Source organism: Bradyrhizobium sp. (assembly GCF_016462955.1).
Lineage (GTDB): Bacteria > Pseudomonadota > Alphaproteobacteria > Rhizobiales > Xanthobacteraceae > Bradyrhizobium.
On record NZ_JAEMSD010000197.1, the window covers coordinates 1 to 11,399 of the forward strand.

At 63.7% G+C, this 11,399-nt stretch carries 9 protein-coding genes; 6 read left to right on the top strand and 3 right to left on the bottom strand.

All coding sequences use genetic code 11. The features are described 5' to 3' along the window. Positions 1 to 243: 243 nt before the first annotated feature. Complete coding sequence (locus JHD07_RS20140) at positions 244 to 1,017, bottom strand: SDR family oxidoreductase (protein WP_291625049.1); 774 nt, start codon at positions 1,015 to 1,017, stop codon at positions 244 to 246. Between the two features lie 138 nt (positions 1,018 to 1,155). On the opposite strand from JHD07_RS20140, the gene JHD07_RS20145 reads away from it, so the two are divergent. Beyond that, on the top strand, positions 1,156 to 2,055 hold the full coding sequence (locus JHD07_RS20145) for a LysR family transcriptional regulator (RefSeq protein WP_291625051.1): 900 nt from the start codon (positions 1,156 to 1,158) through the stop codon (positions 2,053 to 2,055). A gap of 219 nt (positions 2,056 to 2,274) precedes the next feature. Here JHD07_RS20145 and JHD07_RS20150 read toward each other — a convergent pair whose 3' ends face one another. Next, positions 2,275 to 3,648: a peroxidase gene (locus JHD07_RS20150; protein ID WP_291625053.1), complete on the bottom strand. Its 1,374-nt coding sequence runs from the start codon at positions 3,646 to 3,648 to the stop codon at positions 2,275 to 2,277. A 3-nt stretch (positions 3,649 to 3,651) separates the two neighbouring features. Then, positions 3,652 to 5,109: a catalase family protein gene (locus tag JHD07_RS20155; protein WP_291625054.1), complete on the bottom strand. Its 1,458-nt coding sequence runs from the start codon at positions 5,107 to 5,109 to the stop codon at positions 3,652 to 3,654. 155 nt (positions 5,110 to 5,264) lie between these two features. Between JHD07_RS20155 and JHD07_RS20160 the strand changes: the two genes are divergently transcribed. The 5 genes from JHD07_RS20160 to JHD07_RS20180 form a co-directional block, all read left to right on the top strand. Further along, positions 5,265 to 5,888 carry a TetR/AcrR family transcriptional regulator gene (locus JHD07_RS20160; protein ID WP_291625056.1) on the top strand — a complete coding sequence of 208 codons (624 nt, stop codon included), beginning with the start codon at positions 5,265 to 5,267 and terminating at the stop codon, positions 5,886 to 5,888. A gap of 8 nt (positions 5,889 to 5,896) precedes the next feature. After that, on the top strand, positions 5,897 to 6,382 hold the full coding sequence (locus JHD07_RS20165) for an acyl-CoA thioesterase (RefSeq protein ID WP_291625058.1): 486 nt from the start codon (positions 5,897 to 5,899) through the stop codon (positions 6,380 to 6,382). Beyond that, the gene (locus JHD07_RS20170; protein WP_291625060.1) at positions 6,379 to 7,245 is read left to right on the top strand and encodes a 3-hydroxyacyl-CoA dehydrogenase; all 867 of its coding nucleotides are present in this window, start codon (positions 6,379 to 6,381) and stop codon (positions 7,243 to 7,245) included. The genes JHD07_RS20165 and JHD07_RS20170 overlap by 4 nt, the downstream gene beginning before the upstream one ends. 27 nt (positions 7,246 to 7,272) lie before the next feature. Beyond that, positions 7,273 to 9,039 (top strand): oleate hydratase, encoded by a 1,767-nt coding sequence (locus JHD07_RS20175; protein ID WP_291625062.1) that lies wholly within the window; start codon positions 7,273 to 7,275, stop codon positions 9,037 to 9,039. Between the two features lie 41 nt (positions 9,040 to 9,080). Beyond that, positions 9,081 to 11,399 (top strand): heavy metal translocating P-type ATPase (locus JHD07_RS20180; protein WP_291625064.1); only part of this gene is annotated, 2,319 nt, incomplete at its 3' end.

Consider the following 11,399-nt stretch of genomic DNA (forward strand, 5'->3'; position numbering starts at 1 on the left):
GAAGAGGCCGTTTGGAGCGGTCGAGGCACGGTCAGACAACGGAGAAAATGGCGGCCTCCCGCATCGCTGAACCGGCGTCACGACATGCTCATCGGCTTCGTCTCCTCCCGCCAAGCCAACGTTGCTGCCTCCTGACCTCCCGTCGCCCTGAAAGAAATCGCCGCGGCGAATGTCCGGTGTCCCGCCAAGACATGGCTCTGCCATACGGCGCTTCAGGGCGGTGATCGAGAACTACATGGGACTCTATTTCGTGGTGTAGCCGCCATTGACGAGGATCGTCTGGCCCGTCATCCACCAGCCGTCCGAGACCATGAAGCGAATATACGGGACGATGTCCTCAATGTCGGTAAGACCGGTCTTCGAGTATCCCGACAGAGCTGCGGCGGTCTTATGGTAGGCGACGGCATCGGCGCCTTCGGCCGGATAGAAGAACGGCGTATCCATCGGTCCTGGACCAATTGCCGTCACTGAGATGCCGCGCTCGCCGAACTCCTTGGAGGCTGCGCGGGTAAAATGTTCGACCGGAGCCTTGGTGCCGGCATAGCTCGAATAGAAGGGCGTGAAGGCACCGAGAAGCGAGGTGACCAGCGTCACCAACTTACCGTTGTCGTTCAGGTGCTTGCCCGCTTCCTTGATGAAGAAGAAAGCCGTCTTGGAATTGACGGCGCTCATCCCGTCATATTCGGCCTCGCTGATCTCGACGATGGGCTTCTTCAGCACCTTGCCGACGGTGTTGATGGCGATGTCCGGACGGCCGATGGCGGCGACAGCATCGGCGAACAGTTTCTCGACGGCCCCGGCGCTGGTCAGGTCGGCCTGGAAGGCCACCGCTTCCGCGCCCGCAGCCTTGACGGCGGCAACGGTCGCATCGGCATCCGCCTTGCTGGCGGCGCTGTTGTAGTGGATTGCAATAGCCTTCGCGCCATGCGCGGCGAGATCGCGGGCGATCAGTCCGCCGAGGTTCTTCGCCCCTCCGGCGATGATGACGGTTTTGCCTTTGATGCTGTGATCGGTCATGGGGCGGCCTCCTTTGCCGGGCGCGATCGCACCGGCGACCGCTTTCGTTAGGGCACCATATCGTCTAGGATTTGCCGATAAAGCCGATCATTCTGACATCACTTGTCATAAATCCCGTCCAATTGGAGTTCTGACTGTTTGGACCGCGTTGATCTTTTCCGTATCTTTGCCCGTGTCGTTGAATGCGCGAGTTTTACCCGCGCGGCCGACACGCTGGGCGTCCCACGGTCTTCTGTTTCGGCGGCTGTTCAGGAGCTGGAGGGACGGGTTGGGGCGCGGCTGCTACACCGAACGACCCGCAAGGTCTCCCCGACACAGGACGGCATCGCCTTTTATGAGCGCTGTCAGCGGGTCATCGCCGACGTCGAGGATGCGGAAAATCTGTTCCGTCAGTCGGCGGCGCGGCCATCCGGCAAGCTGCGGATCGATGTCCCGGGCCGGGTCGGACGTCTGATCATCGCGCCGGCACTCCCTGACTTCCTCGACAAATTTCCCGAGATCGATATCGACCTGGGTGTCACCGACCGCGCGGTGAACCTCGTCGAAGACAGCATCGACTGTGTGCTGCGCGTGGGTCCGCTCAGTGATTCAGGCCTGACCGCGCGGGCGATCGGCGAGTTGCCGCTGCTCAACGTCGCCAGCCCCGCCTATCTGGCGCGTCATGGAACGCCGCGCACACCCGATGATCTCGGCGATCATCGAGCGGTCAATTACGCTTCGCCATCCAGCGGAAGGGTCGAGGATTGGGAATGGGTCGAGCATGGAGCACTGCATCGAACGCCGTTGCAGGGCCGCGTGACCGTCAACAGCGCTGAAGCCTATATCGCCTGCTGTCTTGCAGGCCTCGGACTGATCCAGATCCCGGCTTATGACGTCAAAGGGCACCTGGAGGCGGGAGAGCTGGTCGAGGTGATGCCCCGCCATCGGGCGGAACCCATGCCCATGACCTTACTCTATCCGCACCGGCAGCACCTTTCGCGCCGGCTGCAGGTATTCGCCGATTGGCTTGAGACGCTGTTGAAGGGCGGGCTCCTGTAAAGACCAAAGAGCGGCCCGGGCAGCGCAACGCGTTTGCTCATACCGCCTCGATGAGCGATGCGTCCTTGTCAATGCGACGCTCGAAGTGATTTTTCCAGCCATCAGGATTTACCCCTGAGCCCAGATCGGACTGACGCTGATCATGGCGACGACGGACGCAGCGATCCTGACGAACTGAATATTGGCCTTCACAACGACCAACGAGGGACGAGCGCGTTCCTACGTCCAGCTCCCGGCCGCCAACAATTGGATCGCCGACAAGCTCGGCATAAACAGATATTCGCCGCCCTTCATCACGTTGAAGGTTTGCACACCGTCGATGCGCTTGCGCGCAGGCGCCTGCGGGATCGTGAACCGGCCGTCATCCTCATGCAGGCCAACGATCGGATCGCGCTCTTCGCCGAGATCGACGAAATTGCCTCGGTTGATCCACTCCTGCTGCATGAACTCGATCGTGTCGTAGGCACGCGCGCTGATGAAGATGAAGAACAGGCCGCGATCGCCGTTGGCATCGTCCTCAGGCCCCACATCCTCGGAATAAACCGGCCCGAAGGTCGAGGAACGGCGAATGATGCGGTGGATGTTGACGTCGGTGAGCAGCGTCAACTCGGAATCGCGGGGATTCAGCCGTCGCATATGGCAGCCGAGCGGCACGATGCGACCTTTAGGGTCGTCCTTGAAATTGAAGTCATTGTTGCGCTGCGGATCCGCGCCGAGGTCGGGATCGTCATGATCGTGCGCCAGCGTCAAGGGCGCGCCGGAGCGCCAGCGCCCGAACATCTTGGCCGCAAGGCGCTCGCGTTCCTCCGGCGTGTCGCCATGTGCCTTGAGGAAGGCGTTGAAGCAACCGACACGGCTGTTGTACTTGCGCATAACGACGAAGGTGCCGTTCTTGCCCAGCGTAGCGGGCTCGGGCATGCCGAGCGCCTGGCCGTTCTCGCTGTCATAGCCGAGGATGAACTCCCCCGCCTTGATAGGGCGCTCTTCGCCTGGGAGCGGATCGACGCCGCTGCCTTCGACCGCAGGCTGGGAGATCGAATCGCGGAATCCGAACGGGTTTTTCGCACCATCCGGCGCGCCGAAACGATGCTCGCCGAGCAGGGTCACGCCGCTGCTCCGGTCGAGTTCGGTGCGCGCCGTCGCCAGCGCCTTGTCGAGCGCGGCATCATCCACGGCATAGATGGTCAGCGCGAGATGGCAGTTGCCCGGCTTGAACACGTCTTCCCAGTTCTCCGGCGCATTGGGACCGAAGTCGCGCAATTGCTCCGACCGCGCGGCCATGCCCTGCTGGAAGGGGAGTGGGAAGGTCTTGAGCTGGGCATCGGGAACGCCGAGCGCCTTCAGCCCCTCGAAGCTGAGCGCGGCCCCAATCCAGAAATCAAGATCCTCGCTCCAGTTGTCGGCAGATGCGATATGGGGCGCGAGCCGGCCGAGAAGATCGCGCGCGCCCTCCGCCTCGTCGAAATGGAGCATGGCGTGGATGCCGACATAAGGCTCGGGCCGGCTGCGCAGGATCAGCGCCTGAATGTCGTGCAGGTCGAGCGTAACGCTGTCGCGCCGGAAGCGCTCTTTCAGTTTCTGAAGGATCGCCATTGCTCAGCCCACCTTGTCCAGGAATTCGTTGACGGCATGTTCGAGCCGCTGGAGCCGGCGGACATCCACGACGGTCACCTGCGGGTTGGCGACGAACCAGCCGGCGGCAGTGATCTGATGCTCGGCGATGAAGTCCTTGACCTTCGGACTCGCAATGCCCGGCCAGCCCTCGACCGAGGCGAAGATCAGGTCCATCAGATCGGGGATCTTGGTCGCGAAGTCGTTGATATAGGTGTCCCAGTCGCCGTCATAGGCGGTGGCGAACAGGATGCGCGTGTCGTTGTCGAAGAACACGAAGCGCATATTGTGGAGCGTGCCGACCTTCTGCGCGCCGTCGAAATTGCCGTTCACCAGACCGAAGATGCGTTTCAGCCGGTCCGGAATGGCGTCGATGCTCGCCGGCTCGACGCGCGGCTGGGCATTCATCTCGTGGCGATAGCGGGCGGACCGTTCATAGGCGGCGATGCGCACGCGCATGATCGAGCCGAGCGGCTGATGCTCGCGGATGCCGTGCCAGGGGTTGAACGACAGCACGTCATCGCCATAGACGCGCCGCGCCGGTGAATAGGCGTCCTGCGGCGGGATGCGCAGCGTCGCGATCGGTTGATGCGGCGACAGGTCTTCCGGCCAGAGCACCGCCGCGTCCTCGACGGGCATCTTTTCGAGATCGGTGCAGAGCTGCGCCCTGAGCTGATATTCCGCGCCCTGCTCACGGAAATGCTCGACGACCAGATCGCGCATGGTGGCGTCCTCCACCGCGCCGACATCCTTGCCGGTGAGTGCCCTGACATTGTCGGAGAGCGGCGCTGCGCTGATCTTGGCGATGTAATCACCAAAGCGGATTGCCGCCATCGAGTGGTAGGTCTCGCCGAGAAGATGGGCATTGTCGCGGGCAAGGCCTTTCAACGTGGCGCCCGGCTCGATGCCGAGAGCCTCGACGGCGTGTTCGACACCACGTGCGACACCGGCCATGGCGCGCTGCAGGAAAGCGGGGTTCTGGGCGTTCTTCTCCAGAAGGCCGATGAGCTGGCGATATTTGCCGATCGTGCCAAAGCTCAAGGTCGGGATGTTGACGAGCAGGAAGTCCTGATTGCGGCCCTGGTCGTCGGGCAGAAGCCGCTCGCCTTCGACGCCGATGACCTTGATCGCCATGCCGCGCGGGGCGGGGATGGTGTCCGAGTGGATATCTCCGGGCGCTGATGAGAGGCGGATAACCACGGAATAGGTGGCCGGGCGAGCGAAAAGCCCCTGACGCAGATGCTCCGGCAGTTCCGGCACGACGAGTTCGCCCTTCAGGAACCCGTGGCTCTTGGCATGGGCGTCGCGCACAGCATGGCGGTGGCGTTCGAACGCCTTGCGGTTGGTACTCGCCATGATCTCAAGGATCTCGGCGGTCAGCCGCTCCTCGTCCTCGCCGAGAACCTCCACGTCCGGGGAATAGCCAATGTAGGTTTGAGCCAAGAGCGCTCCTTCACACTGAGATTTCGTTGCCCAGGACCGATTTCGGGTCGAAATCGCCGTTGATTTCGGATATCAGTTGATATCTGGTTTCACTGAGAACGCGGAACCTCCGAAAAGGTTTCGCACGTCTCGCCCGTTGGTTGGAGAACGAACCCATGCCGCTTACGCGCAAAGACACGCAGCGCCAGACGCGGGACCGGCTGATCGCGGCCGCGCATTCCTCGATTATCGAGGAGGGGGTCGCGGCCATGTCGATTCGCAACATCTGCAGCGCCGCAGGGCATTCGCAGGGCGCCTTCTACTCGAACTTCGCCAGCAAGGACGATCTGCTGGTCGAGATCCTGCAAAGCCATATCCAGGACGAGGTCACACTGCTTCGCGACCTGGTCGCGCACTGCTCCGGCGACGATATCGAGGCGACGCTGCAGGTGCTGGCCGCGCGGCTCGCGAAGTTGGCCGACGAGGCACAATGGTCACTGCTCTCGATCGAATTGCAGCTCCATGCCCGGCGCGATCCGGCTTTCGCCGAGCGGCACCGGGAGGGCAAGGCGGCCTGCTACCGGATGTTCGGTGAACTCGTCGCCGATCTGACGCAACGCTTCGCACTGCGTCCGACCTTGCCGCCGTTGCAGACCGGTATCGGTCTATATGCGCTCTGGATGGGACTGGCGGTCCAGGGCGATGTCGACGGCGCCATGCCGCGCGACGAGATGCTCGTCGGCTTCTTCCGCGCCATGGCAGGACTGGGTTCGTCGCATGAGGAGCAGGCGTATTCGTGAGCGGGATCGTGTCAGATCGTCGACGCATCGGCTGCGATGAGCACGGACACCCACTCGTCGGCGAGGTGGATGAGCATCGGCGCTTCCATATCCGCTTCCGCGCCCGGGACGCCGACATCGACGAACTCGGCCATGTCAACAATGCGGTCTGGGTGACCTGGATTCAGGATGCGTCGGTGGCGCATTGGCTGACGGCCGCGCGGCCGCAGGATCGCGACCGGTTCGTCGCGGTCGTGCTGCGCCATGAGGTCGACTATCGCGGCAATGTCCGGGCGGGAGACGAGGTCAGTGCGATCACCTGGGTCGTCCGAGCGCCGCGGGGTGCCCGCTATGCACGATGTGTCGAATTCCATGCCGAAGACGGCCGGACGATCGTCGCCTCGCTGACCCAATGGGCCCTGGTCGATCGGGAAACCGGCAAGCTGGCCCGCGTCCCGGTGGAGGTGGCGGCTCCGTTTCTAAGTGACGATACCGCGCAGAAGGAAATTGGATGAGCGATATCAGGAAAGTGGCGGTTCTCGGCACGGGAGTCCTCGGGAGCCAGATCGCCTTCCAGACGGCCTATAGCGGCTTCGATGTTGTCGCCTACGACATCAGCGAGGAAGCGCTCGAACAGGCGCGCGCACGGCTGGCGGCGCTCGTCGAAACCTACACGAACGAGGTGTCGGGCGCGGCTGGCGGCAAGGCGGCCGGGGCGCTCAAGCGGATCGCTCTGCTGAGCGATCTCGGCGCGGCCGTCGCGGACGCGGACCTCGTGATCGAGGCGGTTCCGGAGGTTCTTTCGATCAAGCAGGCGCTCTACGAGAAACTGGCGGGGCTCGCGCCGGACAGGACGGTCTTCGCCACCAATAGCTCGACCCTGCTGCCGAGCGACCTGAAGGCTTACACCGGCCGACCGGACCGGTTTCTGGCGCTGCACTTCGCCAACAGCATCTGGAAGTTCAACACCGCCGAGGTGATGGGCACGGATGACACTGATCCGGCTGTGTTCGATGCCCTGATCGCCTTCGCCTCCGCCATCGGCATGGTGCCGATCCCGGTGCGCAAGGAGAAAGCGGGCTATGTCCTCAACTCCCTGCTGGTGCCGTTCCTCAATGCCGCAACCGATCTGGCTGCCGGCGGCTATGCCGAGCCGGAAGATGTCGACAAGGTTTGGCGGATCGCCACCGGCGCGCCGATGGGGCCGTTCCAGATCTACGACATCATCGGATTGAACACCCCCTACAACATCCTGTCGCACGGTGATGAGCACGCACAGTCGCTCGCCGCGTGGCTGAAGGAAAACTACATCGACAAGGGCAGGCTGGGCGTCGCCTCGGGCGAAGGCTTCTACAGCTACAAGCCCTCCGCAGACTGATCCCAACAAGAAGAACAGGAGTTCGCCATGCACTATAGCAGCGGAAACTATGAAGCCTTCGTGCGTCCCCGCAAGCCCGAGGGCGCCGACAGGAAGACGGCCTGGTTCGTCGGCTCGGGTCTCGCGGGGCTTGCCGGCGCGGCCTTCCTGATCCGCGACGGCGGCGTTTCGGGCGAGCGCATCACCATCCTCGAAGAGCTGGAAATTCCCGGCGGCGCGCTCGACGGTCTGGATGTGCCAGAAAAGGGCTTCGTCATTCGCGGCGGTCGCGAAATGGAAGAACATTTCGAGTGCCTGTGGGACCTTTATCGCTCGATCCCCTCGCTGGAGATCGAGGACGCCAGCGTGCTCGACGAGTTCTACCGGCTCAACAAGGACGATCCCAACTTTTCGCTCCAGCGCACGACGCAGAACCAGGGCCAGGACGTGCCCGACAAGGCGCTGCTGACGCTGAACGACAAGGCCCAGAAGGACCTGCTCTCGGTCTTCCTCGCGACGCGCGAGGAGATGGAGAACAAGCGTATCAACGAGGTCTTCGGCGAAGACTTCCTCAAAAGCAATTTCTGGCTCTACTGGCGCACCATGTTCGCCTTCGAGGAATGGCATTCCGCGCTGGAGATGAAGCTCTACCTGCACCGCTTCATCCATCATATCGGCAGTCTCGCCGACTTCTCCTCGCTCAAGTTCAACCGCTATAACCAGTATGAATCGATGGTCCTGCCGCTGGTGAAGTGGCTGACCGATCACGGCGTCAAATTCCGCTACGGCGTCGAGGTCACCGATGTCGATTTCGACATCCAGCCCGGCCGCAAGCAGGCGACCCGCATTCACTGGAAAGAGCGCGGCGTCGAAGGCGGCGTCGATCTCGGGCCAGACGATCTCGTCTTCATCACGATCGGCTCGCTGACCGAGAATTCCGACAATGGCGACCACAGGACGCCGGCGAAGCTCAATGAAGGACCGGCGCCGGCCTGGGACCTGTGGCGCCGCATCGCCGCGAAGGATCCGGCCTTCGGCCGCCCGGACGTGTTCGGCGCCCATATCCCGGAGACGAAATGGGCCTCCGCCTCCATCACTGCCCTCGACGCCCGCATTCCGGCCTATGTCGAGAAGATCACCAAGCGGAACCCCTTTACCGGCAAGATCGTCTCCGCCGGTATCGTCACGGTGAAGGACTCGGCGTGGCTGCTGAGCTGGACGGTTCATCGCCAGCCGCATTTCAAGAAGCAGCCCAAAGATCAGATGATCGCCTGGTTCTACGCGCTCTTCGTCGACAAGCCCGGCGACTTCGTGAAGAAGCCGATGCAGGAATGCACCGGCGAGGAGATCACCCAGGAATGGCTCTATCACCTCGGCGTGGCGGTCGAGGACATTCCGGAACTTGCCGCAACCGGCGCCAGCACCGTTCCCACCATGATGCCCTATATCACTGCCTTCTTCATGCCGCGCCAGGCGGGCGACCGGCCGGACGTGGTGCCGGAGGGCGCGGTCAACTTCGCCTTCATCGGCCAGTTCGCGGAATCCAAGCAGCGCGATTGCATCTTCACCACGGAATATTCGGTGCGCACGCCGATGGAGGCCGTCTACACGCTGATGAATGTCGAGCGCGGCGTGCCGGAAGTCTTCAACTCGACCTACGATATCCGGACGCTGCTGGCGGCGATCGGTCCGCTGAGGGACGGTAAGGGCATCGACCTTCCCGGACCCGCCTTCCTGCGCAAGCTGCTGATGAAGAAGCTCGAAGGCACCGAGATCGCAAAACTGCTCGAAGAGTTCCATCTGATCGAGGAGTGAAGACAGACCAGAAGGCCCGCGGGGCGTGTGGAAGGTGATGAATGGCCGACGACGATCAGAAGAGCGAAAGCGCCGCTGAGGTAGCAGGGGCGCACGGCCATCATCACCATCACGAGCCGGACGGCGAAACGCCGTCCGGCAATTTCTGGCGCGATCCGGTCTGCGGCATGGTCGTCGATCCCGCCAGGACCGCGCACAAGGCCGAGTATGAAGGTCAGCGCTACGTCTTCTGCTCGGCCGGCTGCAAGGCGAAATTCGACGCCGACCCCGTGCATTATGCAGCACTGGCAGCGCATGCCAGACACCACCATGAGGACGCTGCCGCCCATGGCGATCATTCCCACCATAGCCACACACATGCACCTGATACCCATGAGCATCACCCCGTTGCGGCGGTAACGGCAGCCGCAACCGAGGGCACGGTCTGGACCTGCCCGATGCATCCGGAAATCCGCCGGAACGCACCGGGCAGTTGCCCGATCTGCGGGATGGCGCTGGAACCGCTGATCGCGGCGGCGGACGCCGGAACGAGCCCGGAACTTGCCGAAATGACCAGGCGCTTCTGGATCGGCCTCGCACTCGCCTTGCCCGTGTTTCTGCTGGAGATGGGCGGCCACCTGATCCCGGCGCTGCACCATCTGGTGCCGATGCACATCTCGATCTGGATCCAGTTCGCTCTGGCGACGCCGGTGGTGTTGTGGGCCGGATGGCCGTTCTTCGAGCGTGGCTGGGCGTCGATCGTCAACCGCAGCCTCAACATGTTCACGCTGATCGCGATGGGGACCGGGGTCGCCTGGGGATACAGCATCGTCGCGACATTCGCGCCGCAGCTCTTCCCGCAGGCTTTCCGTGACGCTGATGGCGCGGTCGCGGTCTATTATGAGGCGGCGGCCGTGATCACCGTGCTGGTGCTGCTCGGTCAGGTCATGGAGCTGCGCGCCCGGGAACAGACCTCCGGCGCGATCCGCGCGCTTCTCAATCTCGCGCCGAAGACCGCCCGACGCATCGGGGCAGACGGTGTGGAAGAAGATGTGCCGGTCGAGGCGATTGCGATCGGCGAGCGGCTCAGGGTCCGGCCCGGGGAAACCGTGCCGGTGGATGGCGTGGTCGAGCAGGGGCGCTCATCGATCGATGAATCGATGGTAACCGGCGAATCCATGCCGGTGACGCGCGTAGTCGGCGAAGCGGTCGTAGGAGGTACGCTGAATCAGACCGGCGCGCTCGTCATCCGGGCGGAAAAAGTCGGGCGCGACACGATGCTGGCTCGCATCGTCCAGATGGTCGCGGACGCCCAGCGCTCGCGTGCGCCGATCCAGCGCATGGCCGATCAGGTGTCGGGCTGGTTCGTGCCGGTCGTCATTGCCGTCGCGCTGCTCGCCTTCGCGGCCTGGGGCATCTGGGGGCCTGAGCCACGCCTGGCGCACGGGCTGATCGCCGCCGTTTCCGTCCTGATCATCGCCTGCCCCTGCGCGCTCGGGCTTGCGACGCCGATGTCGATCATGGTGGGCGTCGGCAAGGGCGCGGCCGCCGGCGTCCTGATCAGGAATGCCGAGGCGCTGGAGCGTATGGAGAAGGTCGATACGCTGGTGGTCGACAAGACCGGGACGCTCACCGAGGGCCGACCGGCCGTGACCCGCATCGTCGCCGCGCCGGACTTTGCCGAGGAGACGATCCTGCGGTTTGCCGCAGGCGTGGAGAAGGCCTCCGAGCATCCGCTTGCGCGCGCGATCGTGTCGGCCGCCGAAGAGCGCAAGATCGCCATTCCCGATGTCGCCGACTTCGACTCCCCGACCGGCAAGGGCGCGGTCGGTCGGGTCGAGGACCGGCATGTGGTGCTCGGCAGCACCGCCTTTCTCGCCGAGCATGGGATCGATACAGCGCCGCTCGCGGCGCAAGCAGACGAGCTACGCCGCGACGGCGCCACCGCCATCTATATCGGCGTCGACAAGACTGTGGGCGGCGTCTTCGCCATCGCCGACCCGATCAAGGCGACCACGCCCGACGCGCTGAAGGCGCTGCATGCGGAAGGCGTCCGCATCGTCATGCTGACCGGCGACAATCGGACCACGGCCGAAGCCGTAGCCAGAAAACTCGGCATCGACGAGGTCGAGGCGGATGTGCTGCCGGACCAGAAGGCGGCTGTCGTCGAGCGCCTCAAGTCGCAAGGCAAGGTGGTGGCCATGGCGGGCGACGGCGTCAACGACGCGCCGGCGCTTGCCGCCGCCGACGTCGGCATCGCCATGGGATCGGGTACGGATGTCGCGATCGAAAGTGCGGGCGTGACGCTGCTCAAGGGCGATCTTACCGGGATAGTCCGCGCGCGACGTCTGTCGCAGGCGGCCATGGCCAATATCCGCCAG

Coding starts and splice junctions, on each gene's coding strand:
- JHD07_RS20175 (WP_291625062.1), top strand. CDS start 7,273: ATGCACTATAGCAGCGGAAACTATGAAGCCTTCGTGCGTCCCCGCAAG.
- JHD07_RS20170 (WP_291625060.1), top strand. CDS start 6,379: ATGAGCGATATCAGGAAAGTGGCGGTTCTCGGCACGGGAGTCCTCGGG.
- JHD07_RS20140 (WP_291625049.1), bottom strand. CDS start 1,017: ATGACCGATCACAGCATCAAAGGCAAAACCGTCATCATCGCCGGAGGG.
- JHD07_RS20160 (WP_291625056.1), top strand. CDS start 5,265: ATGCCGCTTACGCGCAAAGACACGCAGCGCCAGACGCGGGACCGGCTG.
- JHD07_RS20150 (WP_291625053.1), bottom strand. CDS start 3,648: ATGGCGATCCTTCAGAAACTGAAAGAGCGCTTCCGGCGCGACAGCGTT.